The following is an 18965-nucleotide window of genomic DNA, read 5'->3' on the forward strand; positions in this document are numbered from 1 at the left end:
CAAAAAATGTGCACTATCAAGTGCACAAATATTATTTCATTGCTAAAGCTTTATTTCTAAGTTTAATTATATAAAATCAGTTTAAAAGGTATTGCGTTCATTGCGTTGTCGCAATTAAATCTTGGTCATTAGAATATTTATAATTATTCCAAATCATCAATTTAGTAATTGGAATAAATTGACTTAAGAAATTAAACTTTACTTCAAATAACCTTATATTGATACCATTTCATAAAGTAAAAGGTATAAATAAGCAACCTAATAAAATTAGAGCAATCACTAACTTTTGATGTTCTAATAAATACGTTTGATTAACCTCGCTTAGACTAATAAAATTAGAAAGAATTATTAATATAACTGATTGCAAGAATCAATAAATCGTAGTTCATTGGTATAAATAAATTAAACTTATTCTTCTAGAAATTTGTTTTACTATTCTGTCGTATTGCTCGTTAATTTCATAACTAGCAAAATCTAATTTCATTGCTTCAAATTCATCTAAAATGGATTTCATAATTTTTGTAGCACTTTTGTTATGACGAGATAATTTAAATTCTAGGTATAAACTTTCATTAGCCTTTCATCTTTTAGTCTTTAAAATATTATTATGTAAAATTAAAAATTTATATTCTATTGAATTATCAATTATAATATCTTTCATTTTTTTCTGTAGTGTGCTATATCTTAAGCAATATTTAAAGATTAATGTAAAGCAGCTAAAAATCACTGCTGAAATTATAAAGGAAATTTCTACTTCATTAATTTTTTTAGAATATAAAACGTAATATCAGATGCTTAATATTGTAAAAATAGTACACAATAGGTTTGAGAACATTCCTAAATTATATTTAACCATTAAGTTTCTTTTAATTCTTTTTACATAATAATTAATCGAGTCGTTTAGATTATTTTTAGTGTTGAAATTATTAGTGTTATTGCAGAAAGTTTTTAAATACTTAGTTAAATCTTTAGAGCTGCTTATTTTTTCTCAAGAATAAACAAATTTATTTATTTTTTTCATGAATATGTAAATAAGAATTACAAGTGTAAAGCAATTTATAAATAGCAATAGTAATCATAAGTATAAATTATCAAATATTAAGATTTGATAATTTAAGAAGCTAGAAACATAATCATGACTAGCTAATGATTTTATAATTAAACTAAATATTAATATTACAAAAATAAATAATAACCAAATAAAAAGAGAAGCGATAGTTTGAAATAATATTTTTACTGAGTATTTAAACTTTATTTTTTGTTCAGCATCAAAACTAAGATTTACATTGTTCAAGTTAAGATACTGCTTTACCAAGACTCTGATTTGTTCTTTTTGAACATTAAATCATTTTTTAAATGTTAATGGATTATTACTTAATCAAAAATATCAAGCAAAAACGATTGCAAAAATATGTAAAAATAACATCGTAAAAACAATTAAATAAATTTTGTAGTCTATGCTAAATAAAATAAACGGAAAAATTCAAATTAATAAACTAGTAGCAGCAAATATAAGTCAAGGTAATTTTAAATATTGTTTTTGATTAAATGAAACAAAATCGCTTTTAACATCTGAAAATCTTTGTAAATTTAATTTAGGCAATTCTTCAATTGTGTCTTTACTCAAATATTTTAGGATTTGATTACCATTAATTGTCAATAATTTATGTGTAAATTTAAAAAATCTTAATCCAAATAATGATAATCTAGCAACAACAAATTTTTTGTTCTGCTCAGTTGGGAAATTTAAATAAAATAACAGTGTTTCAAAAAATCAAACTTGTTTTCCTTGTCCAGGTTCATAAAGCAATTTACCAGTTTTATCAAATCTTAGTAAATAGCTAAATACAACACAGAAAATAACTCATATAACAGGTGAGATTGTATATACAAACATGCATAAAATAAAATAAATTGTTCGTTCTGTTTCTGTTAAATGATAATTATAAAGATATAAATTATGATCATCTATTTTAGCAATCACTATAAAGTATGTAAATGCAACTATAGTAAAAACTCAAAGTATTTTTTCTAACATTTTTAATAAATAGTTTTTTCAGCACTCTTTGTTTATAAAATATTCGAAAAAAAGCGATAAATCATCTTGAGTAATCTTATTTCTCTTTTCTTCATTTTCTCACCATTCAAGTGGTGCTTGTTTAATATTCTCGTTATACAATTGAAACATTTTATCATTTCAAATTTTTTTAGATGCTGCATTATGTGTCACTCTTATTTCGCCGTGGTAATTAAATTCATCGATTTTAATATTTTTAAAAGAATTAATATATTTTTTAATTTCCTCATTTGAAAAATCATTATAAAATACTTTTTTTAAATTACTGATATTTCCAGAAAATAATTTATTTATTTTTGTAAATTTAATAAAAAAACAAACGAGTGCAAATATTCCGATTAATATTAGAGTTAATCTTAATCAAATATTTGGTAACAAATAGTCAAAACTAAACAAACTAAAGATTATTAAAAATAACCCAATAAATAGATAAAGTTTAGATAATAAAATCGTTTTTGAATAACAAGTACCTAGTAAATTTTGAAGATCTTTTTGGTAGCTTCAAACCTTTGTATTTCACTTTCAAATAATTCTTCTTGTAATTTTGTTTTTATGACTAAAATTACCTGAATTTCATCTATTTCAAAATGAAATAAGTTTACCTTCATTTTTTAACATAATATTATTTTTTCAGCTAATGCTACAACCGCATTTTCAACAGTAACTTGTAATTCTTCAAAATCTTTTTTAAGTGCAAACATAGTTGTTGTTTCTGCAGCATCAATTATTATTTTAGCTACATTAAAAACGGCATCTGGATTTTTTCAAAATCCTCTGAATAAATCACAAAGATTTTTTAATTTCATATTTTTTATATTTGAAATTCATGTTCTCACATTCTCCATAACATCAGTTGGTGAACAAATTTTTGTTAATTTTGGTTTAGTAATTTCTTTAGTTAAATGTAATTTATCGCCTATTTTATACCTTCAACTATTAAAATTATTTAATTTTGTAATGATGCCTGGATTTGATTTAGCAATCAAAGGTTTTAATGCGACATTTCAAAAATTATCTGTATATTCTGCTATCTTTTCATAAATTAAATCATTTAGGCCTAAAGTAAAGAATTCGCCATCTCTTTTAATAATAAACTTAAAGTCACCTATTTTAGAATAACCATCAACAAGTGTTTTTATTGAAATTTTATTTTCTTTAGCAACTTCTGAAATTTGTTCAATTAGTTCTGTTGCCCTTAATTGATGATTATAATCTAATCTATTATTCTTGGTTAATTCTAGAGTTTCTTTTAATGTTTTATAATCTTCTTCAAGTGCATAATACTCATTTCATGACTGCACTAAAAAAGCAGTAGAGATTGTATTAGCCACTGTAAGTGTCGTAAATTCTTTAATTGCTCACGCAGCACCAAAGAATACTGCAAATAAAAGCCCTAATATAATCGCTCAATTTAACGCTACAAAGAAGCTTGTCGCAATATTTATATCTCTAGATTTCTTTAATAATAATTCTTTTTGTTCTACAGTATTAAATAAACTATTTTTAAAATTATCAAAATAATTATTTGAGTTTTTTAATTCATTTTCAACTTTAGAACGAATATCTTGCTCTATCTCGCGAGACAATAACGGTTGATAATTTAGTTCACTCTTACCTGTAATATGCTTTCCACTTGGAGTCTCTTCCACATGATAATCATCAAAAATATGAGAATTATCTATTCATCTAACAGAACCATAGCTACTGCTAAAATTAGTTTCCGATCTGTTTTTATTAAAATTGTCAAATTTTTCTTTGATGTTCTTGGTAGTTCCATTACCTTCTTGTTTGTCTATTTCGTGTTCTACTTTATCTCACTCAAAACCTAAATTTCGTTCATTTAAGTCTTGATTAGTAGTTAGTCTATCATAATATCCATTTGTTTTGTTTTTAATCCTATAATCACTATTTAAATCATTTTTTACTTCAGATAATTGCACATCATCTAAATATTTATCTACTAAATCATCAGTTTCCAGATTTTTATATTTTTCGATTTCTTTTTCAGATAGTTGTGCTTGCATAAATTTTTGACTAATGCGAGTTATTTTATCTTGTTGAACTCTTACTTCATATGTTTTTAAGTCCACTGTTTGTGTAACTACCATATGCTGATTGTTTGGTAAAACAGAATTAGCAGTCAAACTTAAAGCATTAATAAAATCAAGTACCTTACTCATTGTTTCCTTTCATATGAAAAGCCATACACATTAAAATATGTATGGCTTTAATTATTTATAGAAATAATGTCTGATTATTTAGACATTTTTTCAAGACGTTTGTTGAATCTATCAATTCTACCTGTAGCTTTGATTTGTGAACGGTTCCCTGTGTAAACTGGGTGACATCCTGAACATACGTCAACTGAAAAGTTTTGTTTTGTAGATTTAAAGTTAAACTCTTTACCACATGTTGAACATTTAACATTAACTTCGAAGTATTGTGGATGAATATCTTTTTTCATAATTTATTTCTCCTTTTACCTATTATTTTGAGTAGAACTCAACAACTAATGCATCTTTGATTTCTTGGTGCATTTCGTTTCTTTCTGGTAATCTATCTAATGTTACTTTGAAGTCTTTTCTTGTCATTCATGCAGCTGCTTGTTTGTTTTCTAAAGCATCTTTAATTTGAACGTTGTTTCTTGAACCTTCTTTAAGTTCAACAACATCGTTTACTGATACGATCATTGAAGGAATGTTAGCTTTTTTACCGTTAAGTGTGAAGTGTCCGTGGTTTACTAATTGACGAGCTTGTCTTCTTGTTGTAGCAAATCCAGCTCTGTAAACTACGTTGTCTAAACGTTGTTCTAATAATTGAAGTAAGTTTGTACCTGTAACACCTTTGATTTTAACAGCTTTTTCAAATGCTTTACGTAATTGTTTTTCACTAACACCAAACATGTATTTAACTTTTTGTTTTTCGTATAAGTGAAGTCCGTAATCTGAAAGTTTAACTCTTTTGTTTCCGTGTTGTCCTGGAGCGTATTGTCTTTTTCTACCTTTTGAAAATTCTTTTCCAGTTTCTAAAATTGAAAATCCATAACGACGTGCTTTTTTAAACACTGGTCCTGTATATCTTGACATATAATTTTCCTCTTTCTGCATAACTAGAGGGTTTATTTCTAATTAGGTAAATTTAACTTAATGTTTTCGGTTTAAGCAGCTAGCCTACTTGCAAATTGTTAAACAAGTTAAATTTGTAGCTAATCATAATAAACTGCTGTTTTTATGCTTTTATATTTTACCATTTAATATAAAAAAAGCTAGTTTTGTCCTAGCTTTTTTAGTCCTATATTATAGGCATTTTCATTTATTTTTCTAAAATTAGTTATCTTTTACTAATTGTCTTAAAGTTTTTAATTCCTTCATATTTAAAGCTCGATATTCACCAACTGGAATGTTTTTAACAGTAATTCCACCAAACTCAACTCTTTTTAAGTTGATAACAGTCTTATCAACTGTTTGGAATAACAATTTAACGTGGTGGTATGTTCCTACTGTTAAAACTACAAAATAACTTTTTGGAGCTCCTTCGATCGGAATAACTTCTTGATTACTGTATGCTTTATTAATAAATACTGGTTTATTTAATTTAGCTAATTCTACTTTCGAAAGTGGTTCATTTAATCTTGCACGATAAACACGAACTATCTTATATTTTGGATGCATTAATTTATTAGCTAAATCACCATCGTTAGTTAAAATTAAAACTCCTGTTGTATCGTAATCTAATCTTCCAACTGGGAAAATTTTGTAAGGTGTATCAATTAAATCAGTAACGATTCGACGATTAAAATTATCTTTTAAAGTACATACTGTTTTTGGTGGTTTATTTAGAACATAATAAACTTTCTTTTCTTCAGTAATCGGTTTTCCATTTACTCTAATATCATCGCTAAACGATGCTTTTTGACCTAAAACAGCAACTTCACCATTTACGGTAACTTTCTTACTTAAAATTAAGTTTTCCGCTTCTCTCCGTGAAGCTATCCCTGCTTTAGAGAGTAATTTTTGTAATCTCTCTTGTTCCATTTTATTCTCCTAACTGAATTTTATAAATCTCTTCAGCCTCTTTATCAAACTTTACACCTTTTTCTAAGTTAAAATCACGATTCACACGAACCACTTCTTTAAATCCTGCCTCTAAATCTTGATTTACTAATTCTCTTAGTTTTTGAATTCCAGGAAATCTACGACCATCACAAATTTTATCTGCAATAAAAATGATTTTGTCAAGTTTATTCATTTGTTTATCCATAGTCGTGTGGTATTCAATTGCGTGTAAAATTTCTTGGTCTGTTACACCATAACCATATTTAGCTCAAAGCATTCCACAAATTTGGTGTAATTTGTGATTTGGTACATCTTTAAGTTCTGGTGAATATTCGGCAATAAATGCTCTCGATTCAGCTTCACTTCATTCCTTAGCAATGTCGTGCATAATTCCAGCTAAGTAAGCTTGTTTAGCACTGACACCGTGTTTTTTAGCAAGTTCTGCAGCAAATGAGGCGGTTGCCACTGAGTGTTTTGCTCTTAGTGCGGTTAAAGAATTATGAACGATTTGTTCAATATATAAACCACGTGCTTGAATATAATCAAGCACCTCAGGTGAAACCATATCTAAGAAACCTTTTTTAAATTCAGTTGAACTATAGTCATAAAGTCTATTGTTTAATAAAATACCACCATATTTTTTAAGGTTTAACTTATTAATGTTCTTTCCTCTTCGAGCAGCAACTATTGTGACTGTTTCAGCAATTTCATCAATATTTTTTCATTTATTTAATTGTGGTAAATTATCTGATCCAATAATTAAAAATAACTCATCGTTAGGATATTTATTTTTAAGATATTTAACTGTATCAATTGTATAACTAACTCCACCTCTTTTTGTTTCAAATTCACAAATTTCCATATTATCAAAATCTTTTAATGCTATTTTTAGCATATTAATCTTATCTTCATTTTTTGCACCTTTAGCTTTAAGTTTAAATGGTGAAACATTTGTTGGTACAAATAATAATTTATCTAATTTAAGTTCATTAATTGCATATTTAGCAAGACTAATGTGACCTTTGTGAATCGGATCAAAAGATCCACCGTAAATTCCTATTTTCATAAATTCTCCTATCATTTTTTAAATACCACACCATCAAGATATGGACTATTATTATGAGTTTGCTTTTGCTTTTGACTGTATTCTTTTAAAGTAATTGCTTTTTTCTGATTAAATTTCTTGTTTATTTGGTTCATTATCCGATCAACATCAGTTATTTGATTTGGAGTCTCTTCAAATAAACTAATTGGTTCATACAGCTCAAATACACTTTCTAAGTTGCTTAAGCGAACTCCGATTCCTTTAATACTAATTTCATTAAAGTTATCACAGTAAAGCATATAAACAGTTTTTTTAATTATTTTAAAATCTGTTGAATATTTTGCAAAATTAAATTGAGTTCACTTTCATTCTTGATTTAATTCTCTAATTCCAACCGACACTGTTTTACAAGCTAGGTTTTTAAGCATCATTCGTGTATAAACATCTTCAAGAAACTTATCTAGTGTTATTTCGATTAATTCTTGTGAAACTGGTAAAACAGCAAATGTTTCACTTTTTCCAATTCCTTTAACTTCTTTATTAGATTTGCTAATAAACTCGTTTTTATCAATATTTAAGCAATCTAGAACATCAACAATTGTATGTCCTAAAATTGCTTGTAATTGCGTATTACTGCGATCATACTTAGCTAAATCACCGATTTTAAATATGCCGATTTCTTTTAATTTTGGAGCTAAATTTTTCCCTATACCGTGAAATTCATCAATTGGTAACTCGAAAAAATGTTCTGCAAAATTACTTACATCAGTATATCCAATACCAAACGGTTTAGAAATATTGGTAGTCATTTTACTAGCAAAAAAAGTATTTGAAATTCCGATGGTAATTGGAATATCAAAACGCTTTAGAATATCTTGCTGAATTTTTCTAGCTAAATTAATAGCTTGTTCTTTAGTTTGACACTTATTTGACACATCTAAAAAACATTCGTCAATTGAACATACTTTAATTTTGTTTGAATATTTAGCAGCTAGATAAGAAAAAATATCATTAGACAAAATGCTAAATAGTTCATAATTAGGTTGCACAATAATTGCATTGGGAACTACTTTTAAAATATCAGCAATCTTTGTTCCAGCTTTAATCCCTAAATTTTTTAACTCATAACTAATTGAAGTAGCAATTGCGTGATTTGAATTTTTTGCACAAATTACAGGTTTATTTTTTAGTTTAGGTTTTACTGTTCGCATTGCACTTACAAAGTATGAATCAAAGTCAATATGAAATAAAATTGCTTTTTTATTCATTATCTTTTAAAAATGTATTTGAAGTTAATAAAGCACAATTAACACGGTTTAAATGAGTTTTAACATTATAGAAAACTCACATTTGTTCTAGTTTATTAATATCTGCTTCTGAAATTTCTTCTTGATTAACAAATTGTTTCAATAATGTTGAAAGCTCAATAATTTCAGCTTTAGTTTTACCTTTAATTAAGTCAATGAATAAATCAGTACTTGCAATAAAAATTGCACATCCGTGTCCATTGAATTTAGCATCAACTAAAACATCATTATCTCATTGTAATTCAAGTTCAAGTTTATCTGAACAAGTATTACTAAATGTAGTTTGAAAATTTCCTACAGTTAAATTATGCTTATGAGTTGGTTTCATATAGTGATTCATAATTGTTTTACGAGCTTCATCGGCATTAAAATGCATAAAAATCACCTCCATTTTTTAGTACTTCAATTAAGTAATCTATATCTTCATAAGTATTATAAATTCCTAAAGAAATTCTTAAATAAGCACTTTCTTTTAAGATATTAACTAGATATAAAGCACAGAAAATTCCAGCACGTGTATAAATATTATGTTTTCCAAGGTAGGTAGCAACATCTTGTGGATGAATACCTTTGACGTTAATAATTGCTATATTATCACCTGGATTTGAATAAACATCCACATTATCTAATTCGGCTAATTTTGAATGTAAGTAATGTGATAAATCTTTGAGAATTTCATTAGTTTTTGCATAACCAATTTGGTTAAAGAAATCAATTGATTTATCAAACATAAAAATTCCAGCTAGATTTGGAGTTCCTGGTTCAAATGCAGCAATTGTATCTCTTAGTCCTCAAGATGAATTACATGTAATTTCAGTAATACTTCCACCACCATATTTTGCAGGTTTCATTTTTTTAAGTCACGCTTTTTTAACTGCTAAAATACCTAATCCAGTTGGACCATAAAACTTATTGGTGCTAAACGCAATAGCATCAACCTCTTTAAGCGAAACTTTTTCGTGAATAATAGCTTGAGCAGCATCTGAAACAATCATTAAGTCTTCAAATTGTTTAGCTGCTTGAAATAATTCGTGTACATCAAAAGTAACATTAAAATTATTAGTTTCTTGACTAATTGATAATATTTTAGTTTTGGAATTTAGGTTTTCAATTGGGTTTTCACTATAAACTACTGTTGCATTTTTACGTTTAGCAATTTCAATTCACGGTACGATGTTAGAACTATGATTATGAGTACAAAGTAGAATTTCATCACCTTCATTTAAAATGTTTTCAGACATTAAAGCAAGCACATTTAATGATTCGGTTGTTCCACTTGTAAAAATAATTTCTTCATCTGTAGCATCAATTAAGTTTCCGACCTTGGTTCGAACGTTTGCAACAACTTGTGCAATTTCACTTCCAAGCGGAGTATCTGCAGTACGTGAAGAAATTGATTTATTAGTATAAAAGTCAGTAACTGCATCAATTGCGATTTGTGGCTTTAAAACTAATGCAGCACTATCAAAATAAGTAATCTTATCTGCAATAGGAAATTGCTTTCTAATTTCTTTATTATTCATTACAATAAAATATTTAAAAGCTTTCTTAAACTCAAATTGTAATTTGGAATCTTTTTAAAATCATCTAAAAAATCATAATATCAATCTCTTTTTTTATGATTCAAGACGATTTTATTTTCTTTGTTATAAGGATTATGTTCAACAAATGTAAAGATGATTTTCTTTAAATAACATTGATAAGCAAGCTGATAAATTGCATAGTTAAAGAAGTTGCTTAACATTTTTTTATCTTGCTCAGTAATGTTTTCAGCAAATGGTAAATTCTTTTGAAAATCAATTGCAAAATCTTCTAAATTATCTCATCGACCTTTAGAATTTAATTTTGTAAAGTTCATTTGCTTTATTTTTGTTAAATCAAGTAATCCTAATTGAAAGAAAACATCTAAAACTTCATTGATTTTATGTTGTCAAAATCAAATATTAAAGTTAAATTTTCAAGATGTTTTTTTCTCTGCTGAATTACAATTTGCTGTTTGGTTATTTTTTGGTTCCATTAGCAACAAAATCTGATTTTGCAGAAAAGATTTCTAATTTTAATAATAATTTATAGTAGTTTTCTAAAACACCGTTAACAAATTTATATTGTCAATCATCATAACTAGCGTATGTTTTATCATCTTTGTTAATAGGTTTTAAGAAGAAAATTTTTGTAATTTCAATTGCTTCATTGATTGCAACTTTTGGTTGTAAGTAAAATAATTCTGTACCTGCTGTTAATAAAATAGCTCTAATAACTGGACTAATTCTATTTCACTCTCAGTCTTTGTTTATAAATTGACTTAGTGTTTTCTTTAAGAAATCATAGTTTTTTGAGATACGATCAATTAATAATAATTGTTCCTTACTTAAATAAGGGAATTCATCAAAAACCTCTTGAATCTTAATTTTTTCGTTTAATAATTCATATTTATAAAGTACTTGTACTATTTCAAAACGTACTTCTCTACGTGTTTTCACGTGCTTCATTTTTACCACCTTTAAGAACATAATTTAATTTGTTTTAATTATATCTTAATTTACTTAAGCTATAAGAATAACATAGGGTTAATACCATTTATTTTTTAGGTTAAAAAATACACAAATTTAATTAGACTTAACTAACTAAATTGTGTAATTACTATTTTTTAGTAAGTAGTGCTAAAGTTTCGATATGGAAAGTGTTAGGGAACATATCAAAACCTTGAATAAACTTAATTTGATAATTATTTTTTTCAAAAAATTGTAAGTCACGCACCATAGTTCTCGGATCGCAAGACATATAAATTACTGAGCAAAAAGCATTATCGTTGACTCAATTAACAATTTCTTCTCCTAGTCCACTACGAGGTGGATCGAAAATAATTAAATCGTTATTGTTAATTTTTTCTTTGTGTAAGACTTTAAATGCATCTCCTGCAATGTATTTATAGTTTTGTAGATTGTTAAGTATTGCGTTTTTATTAGCAACCTCAATTGATGATTTTTCTAAATCAACTCCTAAAATTGTTTGATGTTCATTTGCAATAACTTGCCCAATAACTCCAACACCACAAAATGCATCAATAATACGTGAATAAGAATTACTATTTAATTCACCAATCTTTGTAAACATTAAACTAGAGACTTCTTTATTAACTTGGAAAAATGATAATGGATTTAAAAGGAATTCCTTATCTAGCAGTTCTAATTTAAATTCTTTAGCTTGATAAACTAGTTCTGTTTTGAAGTTTTTAAGCACATAAAATTGAACTATTTCCGGTAATTCGTGCTTTAATATTTCTACTAGTTTTTTAGGTAAATCATAATCACTACCTAGCGAAATAACAACTTGTAAATCTTCAAAAGAATTAGTACGTAAACTAATTTCTTCAAAAAATCTTAATTTATCTAATTTATTTTCAGCTTGATAAAACTTATTAATAATTGTAATAATTTCATCTAACATAAAGTTTAAAAATGGATGGTTTAAAACTTGATTGCTGATTGCTTCTGCTTTATTTGTTTTTGGAAAGTGTTCGAAAGCTTGTAAGAAATCTTTATATATTTTTAATTTATAACGAACTTTATTACGGTAGTGAATAGTTTGAGTCGCTGGATAAAATTCTGCATAATTTTCTAGATTTATTTTTGTATTACGAACCAATAAATTTCTTAAGTAATTATTTTTAAATTCAATTTGTTTTTCATAAGCTAAATTAATTAAAGCAGCACTTGGAACTCTTTTAAAAGAAACACGATCTGGTGAGGTTTTTAAATAATTTAAAACGACAGCAAATAAGATTTTAGAATTCTTTTTTATGATTTTGATTTTAGCTGTTTCACCAGGCAATAAATCATAAACAAAGATGGTAAATTTTTCTTGCCGAATGGTTCCTAAACCTTCATATGAAAGTTCTTCACATTCAACCAAAACTACATCATTAATCTTCAACTCTACAAACATAAATTAAATTAATTTTTGAATAGTTCTTTTCTTTAAAAATTCTAAAACGCTCAGGAATAACAATTTTATCCTGTACATCGGTTTCAATAATAATCTCACCATCTGGGTTTAAGATTTCTTTTTCTGCAATTTTTTCTAAGATATGGTTTACAAGCTCAGTTTCTTTAAATGGAGCATCCATAAAAATGAAATCATAGGTTTTGCTTGTTTTTTCGATAAATAATTTAGCATCTGTATTAATTAAGTTAATATTATTTTCTTTAACTGCTTGAATATTTTTTTGAATTACTTTATAAGCACTTTTGTTTAGTTCAATCGCATCAACACTATTTGCGCCTCTGCTCATTGCTTCAATGCTTCAAGCACCACTACCGCTAAATAAATCTAAACATTTTTTATCAGCAATTTTAAATTGTAGACTGCTAAAGACAGCTTCACGAACCTTGTCTGTAGTTGGACGTGTAATTTTAGAATCCGGTTGTTCTAATTTAATATGACGATATTTTCCAGCTATTACTCTTAACATTTTTCCTCCTAATAAACTAAATGTGGTATTCCACCTAGCATAATTAAAGCTAGCGATACATTAACTAAAATAATGATAAATAAAGATTTTTTGTATTTCACTAAAATGATTGCAATGATAGTAGCAATTATTAAATAAACATATAACAAAATCTTACGTAAATGAGCTATTGGTGTAGCATCATTAAAAATACTTGCAAAACCAGTGGTTTTATCAGTAATTATTATTTTTCCAATATATTCAGTAACGCCCTTATTAAAGTAAAATTCAGGTAATGCAATACTAATTAAAAGCTGCACAGCTAAAGCAAGCATAATACCAGCTACTAAAGGTTTTGAAATAATTAATAAGTTTTTAAGCAATGAATTAGATTCAAATTTATTAATATAACGCATCGCTATTAACATTACAATAATTGCAGGAAGCGAAAATACTAAATATGTTAGGAACATCGCTAAATATCCTCACCAAGCTCCATTAGCAACTAAATAACCAGTAAATAAAGCAAATTTAGTCGAAATAACTCCTGGTGTTGCATTTGCGACTGTAAAAATTTGATTAATAACATTCTCATCAATGTTTGAATCAAAGTATTGAGCAAGCGTCGTTCAAAACCAACTAAAAATCGGCATAAACACTTGTCCACCACCAAACACAATTAAACAAATTACGATTAATAAAGGTAAGGAAATTAATAATGCTGTCATTACTTACCTTCCTTTTTAAGTTTTGCTTTTTGAATAAAAAACACAATTACATAAACAAAAAACACAAATAAAATCGGAATAATTGGAATGTTATATGGTGCTGGAACAAAAACTGTGTAGCACAAACTAAAAGCAAACACCCCAATTCATAATGGTGCACTTAACTGCTTTGAACTTTCTTTTAAATAACGATAAGCAAAAGCAATTAAGAAAACAATAATAGAAATTAATGTTCCAATCGCAATATACATAACGTATTCAAGTGGAATAAAGTTAAATAATTTAAATAACAAGAACGCAAAGAGTACGTGCGGTAGCATCGCAGTAATTGTTGCTATAGTTCCTTTAGTTTTTCCTAAACAAACACACGCTATATATCCAGTAGTTTGAATGACGCTAGGTCCTGGTAACATATTTGTGACAATTACTATTTTGTCAAATTCTTCCAGTGGTAGTCATTGCTTTTTATCAACACATTCACGCTTAATAATCGGCATTAATGCATTTCCGCCACCAAAACCAATAAAGGTTATTTTTACAATAAATCAAAAAACACTTCAAAATGAAATTTTATGTTTCTCTTTAGATTTCATTAAATACTAAATTTTTCTTTGATTCATCAGAATAAGAGAGTAAAAAGAGTTTTTTGATATCGTTGTTGTCTCTAACATTTGTAACAAATCTTGTGCTTGGTACTGTTATTTGGTGATTAAAATCGATTTCACCCTCATCTACTTTATTATTAGCGTTTTTATCTATTCAAAAATGAATTGTATTTCCATCGCTTAAATGTTTAAGCACAGCAGTAGTATAAGTGTAATATTTATTTTTAGGGTATAAACGATTGTTAATTTGTCTTTGACGTTCTGGTGTCATAGATAAATCATTTTGATCATACATTCTTGCACCTTCGTCAAAATCATAATGTCCAAAGAAATTAAAAATAGGGTTATATTTAATTTCTGCTTGATCAATCACTTTTTTATTATTATCAGTAATTACTATTCCTGTATATTTATCATCAGGTAAATATCCATTTACAATTACTTCGTTATTTTTTGGTGAATAAATTGATGCTATTTCTTTTCCGTATCCCATTGCTTGCAAGAAGGTTTGATAAAACTCAATTGAACGGTTCTTAGCTCTTTCTTTTTCAAGAACTTTAACTTCACCATTTTTATCAATATATTTAAAATCTTGAATTTCAAATGGATTATTTGGAAAAACTGTTGCATTTTGAATGTAATTTCCTTGACGAGAAGGATTACCTAAACCATTCAAAAATGTTTTTGATCAATCTAGATTAGCAGCTGAAGGACTAAATTCAGTAATTAAATCATTAATTGGATTGTACCGATATGTACCAAATCAACTAGATAAAAGTATTCTATTTTTACCGCTAGGGAATTTATTTGTTCTTTTTTCATTGATATTAAAATATGACTCATATGCATATTTTGTGTATTCACGTGGAATTAATTCAGTTGTTGAATAGTAGTAGAATAATTCACTTAAGCTCATAGTAAATAATAAGCGTGCATCAATGTAATAATTATCATGAAGAGATTTATTTTTTAGTGCATTTTGATCATAAATATTAGCTAAATAAAATAAATCAGCTAGTGAAAATTTTTCGTGTAAAAACTTGCGGTATTCGTTTTCGTTAATTCCAAATAATCCTTTTCAAATTTCTGGATTTAATTCTACTTTGTTATCAAAATCATAGTTTAATAACTTGACAAAATTGTTAATGAAATTGTGATTTCAATATTCTAAAGCATAATAATCTTTTTCGCCTTCAAATTTAGGTTGATATAACACTTTAATATTGTCAAACAATTGTGGTTCGTATGTGTTATATAAATATTTTTTCTCTTCATCATTAAAATCTAATGAATAGCCAACATATGAGCTAGCTCAGTGATGTAAATATTCATGGAATAATGTTGGTAATAAGAAAGCAATTTTTTCATACAGATTTAATTCTGTTTTCGCATAATTTGAACCATTAATGTAAATTTGTTTTTCATATGGTTTGTATAGTCCATAAAAACTTTGTTTTAAGTCTACACCACCATTAATGTTGATTGCTTTTAGTTCTTGTATTTCTGGTCCAAAAGGTACTTTACGTTTAAATTCATGTGCGAAAGCTTTAATTCCTTCAGCACCAAAGAAAAAGGTTTTTTTACCTGTTTGAGGATTTGAAAGCTCGAAGTCTCTAAATAATACTTGTGTGTACGGATCTTTATATTCTAAATATCTTTGTCCATTTGATGTAGTTTTAATATAAACTTTATCTTCTGCATTTAATAAATCGTAATTTTCAGCAAAGAATTTAGAATCTTCAGCTAAGTGAGAAGTTTCTGCTGGAGTAATTGCTGTTTTTTTATATCCGTAATTTTTAGGTTGTTCAACTTCTTTTACCTTTGGAGCTAAAATATTTGGGTTTTCGTGTGTGTACTCATAATCGTTAGGTACAAATTTACCTGAATTAGTTGTAACTTCTAATTCTGGTGTATTTGTTTGATAAAGTGTTCAAGCGTAATTTTCTTTTGGAAATTGTGACGAATCCACATTACCAGTTTGAAAGGTATTTCCTTTTCCAAAACTCAAGTCAAAATATTTACATGAAGCAGCAACTATAGGAATAGTTGTAAGTGCTACTGTTGAAAACATTAATTTCTTTAAAAATCTATTCTTTTTCATACAACCTCTTTATTCTATAATTGTACCTTTTTAATAAAATAAAACATTGGATACCCAATGTTTATTTTTTATCATTGTTATGTTTATTTTTATCTGATTTTTCGTTTTCTTTTAATCTAAGTTGTTCAATTTCATCCATAACTTTTTGGAAGGCATCGTTTTTTCTTTGTTGGTCTGCTTCTTTAAAAAGTTGGAAGAATGATTTTTTAGGGTTAGCTTTAATAAATTCTTCTTTAGCGTATTTGATTTCAGGATCGACAAAATAAATTTTTTGAACTGTTTCACCTGGGTTTGGAATTCTAAGTACCTTACGTAATAAGAAACCAATAGCAGGTGCTGTAAAGAACGCTAAAAGACACATAACAATATTTAAAAAGATTTTAATTCAATAAATATTTCCTGTATATCCTAGTGGATAATCAAAACTAACCAATTGATAAATAACAATTCCACGTGCTAGCTCTGTTGGAGGTATTGCAACTCCATCTTTATAAACTACACCAAATTGCATAAATTTATAACCGAATGTATATGTCGGAATAATTAATAAAAGTAAATAACCCATTGGTCAAATAGCATAACTTCAAATTGATGCAGTAGATACAGCAATTCTTTTTCTTTCATAAACTAAAGTTGAAAGCCCTAGAATTGGTGCAATTAAGTGCATAAAAATAGATTTACATTTTTCATCAATGTAAGTGTCTAAAAATGTTGAAGGAACCATTGCAATTCCTGTTCAATAAGCACCAGCAACAACAATGATATAGACTAATGATGCAAAATAAAATTTTTGTGCACGTCTTGAACGCTGTGCAAATGGGTAAAAGATTAATGTCACACCCATAAACACGTTACTTAAAAAAGTAAATCAATAAGTTGAACCACCTCAAAAAAGACGGTTTGCATTAGGATATACCAAATTTACCAAATTAGTGTCTGTGTTATTATCCGAAATACTACTAATTGCTGGTTCAATTTTTTTGTATGCTTCAACTGCACGGATAGAAACCATATGTCATTCAAAAAATGTAATTGAAATATAGCAAAAAACCAAAATGATACCGATTGAAAAAGTGGCTCAATCTTTTTTATTAAACTCTTTATATTTATTTAGAAAATTACGTCAAATTATTTTCATATTAGAATACTTTAAGTGCAACTGTAATAACTATTACAAAGCAAAGTCCTAAGAAGGTAATTCAATACGGCATTGTGCCTTTTAAGATTAAATCACCTTTATACTTTATAAATATTTTACGATTGCTAATTAAATCTTTATTAGCTATTTTAGACTCTTTTAGTTCAGTAATTAAACCTTCTAAATTTCTCACCGCTTCTGCTCGTGTAGATTTTTTAAAAACAAGTAACTTATTTTGAGCTACTTGTTTTTTTGCTTTAACAACATCGTTAATAAAAAATTGACGATAAATTGAGTAATCAACAACTGGATCTTTTTTAGGCATTAAAGAAACTCAGTAATTGCGATTTGAATATTTTTTGGTTTAACATCAATTAATTGCTTAATAGCTTCTTCTAATTGATTTGATAAATCTTTAATTACTGAGTAATATGATTTATCTTTAGCTTTTAATTTAATCTCTAAACCAAGTTGCACGTTTGTGTGCTCATTATCAAAAACTAATTTTGGTTTAGTAGTTAACTTAACAGTTTTAAAACGTAAAATTACGCTGTTTACAACATCTAAAATTGCTTGTTCTTGAACAATATAATTTTGATTTGAGTTATATAAAACGGTAATTCAGTTCATTATTTATTTGATTTTCCTGCGTATTTTCCAGTTTCTGTAGAAACTAAAATTACATCACCTTCTTTAATAAACATAGGTGTTTCTAATTCATATCCTGTTTCTACTTCAACTTTCTTTTGAGGATTGTTTGCTGTATTTCCTTTAACAGCATCAGGAGCAACAGTAACTTGTAATTCTACGTTAGCTGGTAATTCAACGTCAAGTACTTCACCTTCAAATGATCTAATTTGTACTTGAGCTCCTTCTTTTAAGAAGTTAAGTTCTCATTCAACTTTAACAACTGGAATTTCAACTTGTTCATATGTTTCATTGTCCATTAAAACAATGTTTTCTCCGTCATTGTAAAGGTAGTTCATTTTTTTCTTTTCAATGTGAGCTGGTTTAACTTTATCACCACCTGTGAATGATTTAATTGTTGTTGAACCTGTTCTAAGGTTTTTAACTTTTGCTTTAACGTTGGCTTGTCCACGTCCTTGTTTTGAGTGTTGTGCTTCTAAAACAACAAAGATTTCACCTTCTTCTTGGAAAGTAATACCTGGTTTAAATTCGTTAACATTAATCATATTTTTCTCCTTAATTAAGACTTAAAAAAATCTGCTTTCAAAATTTCTTATATTATATATTATTTTTAATAATATACTGTGGAGATATCAAAAAAAGCAAAAAGAAAAAAATAAAAAATCTTCACAGATTTTTAAACTTTGTTATAATTTAAAAGCAAATAAGCCCGAGTGGTGAAATTGGCAGACACGCTAGACTAAGGATCTAGTGGAGCAATCCGTGCAGGTTCAAATCCTGTCTTGGGCACCATATCTACCGAGAGGTAGTT

The 18965-nt window shown here is 27.2% G+C and carries 21 protein-coding genes and 1 tRNA gene; 1 reads left to right on the forward strand and 21 read right to left on the reverse strand.

Annotated elements, in window-relative coordinates; genetic code table 4:
• Positions 1-31: 31 nt before the first annotated feature.
• The 21 genes from ACPYPZ_RS02095 to efp all read right to left on the reverse strand — a co-directional run bounded on the left by ACPYPZ_RS02095 (position 32) and on the right by efp (position 18699).
• On the reverse strand, positions 32-2188 hold the full coding sequence (locus ACPYPZ_RS02095) for a hypothetical protein (RefSeq protein ID WP_426460926.1): 2157 nt from the start codon (positions 2186-2188) through the stop codon (positions 32-34).
• A gap of 359 nt (positions 2189-2547) precedes the next feature.
• Positions 2548-2685 carry a hypothetical protein gene (locus ACPYPZ_RS02100; protein ID WP_426460927.1) on the reverse strand — a complete coding sequence of 46 codons (138 nt, stop codon included), beginning with the start codon at positions 2683-2685 and terminating at the stop codon, positions 2548-2550.
• Positions 2686-2688: 3 nt separating this feature from the next.
• Positions 2689-4257: a hypothetical protein gene (locus ACPYPZ_RS02105; protein WP_426460928.1), complete on the reverse strand. Its 1569-nt coding sequence runs from the start codon at positions 4255-4257 to the stop codon at positions 2689-2691.
• A 74-nt stretch (positions 4258-4331) separates the two neighbouring features.
• Positions 4332-4541: a 50S ribosomal protein L31 gene (gene rpmE, locus ACPYPZ_RS02110; protein WP_426460929.1), complete on the reverse strand. Its 210-nt coding sequence runs from the start codon at positions 4539-4541 to the stop codon at positions 4332-4334.
• 22 nt (positions 4542-4563) lie between these two features.
• On the reverse strand, positions 4564-5163 hold the full coding sequence (rpsD, locus tag ACPYPZ_RS02115; RefSeq protein ID WP_426460930.1) for a 30S ribosomal protein S4: 600 nt from the start codon (positions 5161-5163) through the stop codon (positions 4564-4566).
• 240 nt (positions 5164-5403) lie between these two features.
• On the reverse strand, positions 5404-6111 hold the full coding sequence (locus ACPYPZ_RS02120; RefSeq protein ID WP_426460931.1) for a pseudouridine synthase: 708 nt from the start codon (positions 6109-6111) through the stop codon (positions 5404-5406).
• A 1-nt stretch (position 6112) separates the two neighbouring features.
• Positions 6113-7198, reverse strand: coding sequence for a nicotinate-nucleotide adenylyltransferase (locus ACPYPZ_RS02125; RefSeq protein ID WP_426460932.1), 1086 nt, complete (start codon positions 7196-7198; stop codon positions 6113-6115).
• 8 nt (positions 7199-7206) lie between these two features.
• A complete protein-coding gene (locus ACPYPZ_RS02130) occupies positions 7207-8445 on the reverse strand; it encodes a Y-family DNA polymerase (RefSeq protein ID WP_426460933.1) in 1239 nt (412 codons plus the stop codon).
• On the reverse strand, positions 8438-8860 hold the full coding sequence (gene sufU / locus ACPYPZ_RS02135) for a Fe-S cluster assembly sulfur transfer protein SufU (protein ID WP_426460934.1): 423 nt from the start codon (positions 8858-8860) through the stop codon (positions 8438-8440). The genes ACPYPZ_RS02130 and sufU overlap by 8 nt, the downstream gene beginning before the upstream one ends.
• Positions 8850-10007, reverse strand: coding sequence for an aminotransferase class V-fold PLP-dependent enzyme (locus ACPYPZ_RS02140; protein ID WP_426460935.1), 1158 nt, complete (start codon positions 10005-10007; stop codon positions 8850-8852). Before ACPYPZ_RS02140 ends, sufU begins: the two co-directional genes overlap by 11 nt.
• Complete coding sequence (locus tag ACPYPZ_RS02145; RefSeq protein WP_426460936.1) at positions 10007-10501, reverse strand: hypothetical protein; 495 nt, start codon at positions 10499-10501, stop codon at positions 10007-10009. Before ACPYPZ_RS02145 ends, ACPYPZ_RS02140 begins: the two co-directional genes overlap by 1 nt.
• The gene (locus ACPYPZ_RS02150; RefSeq protein WP_426460937.1) at positions 10485-10973 is read right to left on the reverse strand and encodes a transcription antitermination protein NusB; all 489 of its coding nucleotides are present in this window, start codon (positions 10971-10973) and stop codon (positions 10485-10487) included. The genes ACPYPZ_RS02145 and ACPYPZ_RS02150 overlap by 17 nt, the downstream gene beginning before the upstream one ends.
• Before the next feature lie 151 nt (positions 10974-11124).
• Complete coding sequence (rlmD, locus tag ACPYPZ_RS02155; protein ID WP_426460938.1) at positions 11125-12429, reverse strand: 23S rRNA (uracil(1939)-C(5))-methyltransferase RlmD; 1305 nt, start codon at positions 12427-12429, stop codon at positions 11125-11127.
• Positions 12407-12955: a 16S rRNA (guanine(966)-N(2))-methyltransferase RsmD gene (gene rsmD / locus ACPYPZ_RS02160; RefSeq protein WP_426460939.1), complete on the reverse strand. Its 549-nt coding sequence runs from the start codon at positions 12953-12955 to the stop codon at positions 12407-12409. Before rsmD ends, rlmD begins: the two co-directional genes overlap by 23 nt.
• Before the next feature lie 8 nt (positions 12956-12963).
• On the reverse strand, positions 12964-13662 hold the full coding sequence (locus ACPYPZ_RS02165; RefSeq protein ID WP_426460940.1) for a chromate transporter: 699 nt from the start codon (positions 13660-13662) through the stop codon (positions 12964-12966).
• Positions 13662-14255, reverse strand: coding sequence for a chromate transporter (locus ACPYPZ_RS02170; RefSeq protein ID WP_426460941.1), 594 nt, complete (start codon positions 14253-14255; stop codon positions 13662-13664). Before ACPYPZ_RS02170 ends, ACPYPZ_RS02165 begins: the two co-directional genes overlap by 1 nt.
• Positions 14245-16368 (reverse strand): MYPU_1760 family metalloprotease, encoded by a 2124-nt coding sequence (locus ACPYPZ_RS02175; protein ID WP_426460942.1) that lies wholly within the window; start codon positions 16366-16368, stop codon positions 14245-14247. The genes ACPYPZ_RS02170 and ACPYPZ_RS02175 overlap by 11 nt, the downstream gene beginning before the upstream one ends.
• A 61-nt stretch (positions 16369-16429) precedes the next feature.
• The gene (locus ACPYPZ_RS02180; protein WP_426460943.1) at positions 16430-17506 is read right to left on the reverse strand and encodes an MAGa3780 family membrane protein; all 1077 of its coding nucleotides are present in this window, start codon (positions 17504-17506) and stop codon (positions 16430-16432) included.
• Between the two features lies 1 nt (position 17507).
• Positions 17508-17831 carry a hypothetical protein gene (locus ACPYPZ_RS02185; RefSeq protein ID WP_426460944.1) on the reverse strand — a complete coding sequence of 108 codons (324 nt, stop codon included), beginning with the start codon at positions 17829-17831 and terminating at the stop codon, positions 17508-17510.
• Positions 17831-18136 carry an MMB_0454 family protein gene (locus ACPYPZ_RS02190; protein ID WP_426460945.1) on the reverse strand — a complete coding sequence of 102 codons (306 nt, stop codon included), beginning with the start codon at positions 18134-18136 and terminating at the stop codon, positions 17831-17833. Before ACPYPZ_RS02190 ends, ACPYPZ_RS02185 begins: the two co-directional genes overlap by 1 nt.
• Complete coding sequence (gene efp / locus ACPYPZ_RS02195; RefSeq protein WP_426460946.1) at positions 18136-18699, reverse strand: elongation factor P; 564 nt, start codon at positions 18697-18699, stop codon at positions 18136-18138. The genes ACPYPZ_RS02190 and efp overlap by 1 nt, the downstream gene beginning before the upstream one ends.
• 162 nt (positions 18700-18861) lie before the next feature.
• Here efp and ACPYPZ_RS02200 point away from each other — a divergent pair.
• A tRNA-Leu gene (locus tag ACPYPZ_RS02200) sits at positions 18862-18946 on the forward strand.
• The last annotated feature ends 19 nt before the right edge of the window (positions 18947-18965 follow it).

Origin of the sequence: Mycoplasma hafezii, from assembly GCF_049942695.1 — a bacterium.
Taxonomy (GTDB): Bacteria; Bacillota_I; Bacilli_A; order Mycoplasmatales; family Metamycoplasmataceae; genus Mycoplasmopsis; species Mycoplasmopsis hafezii.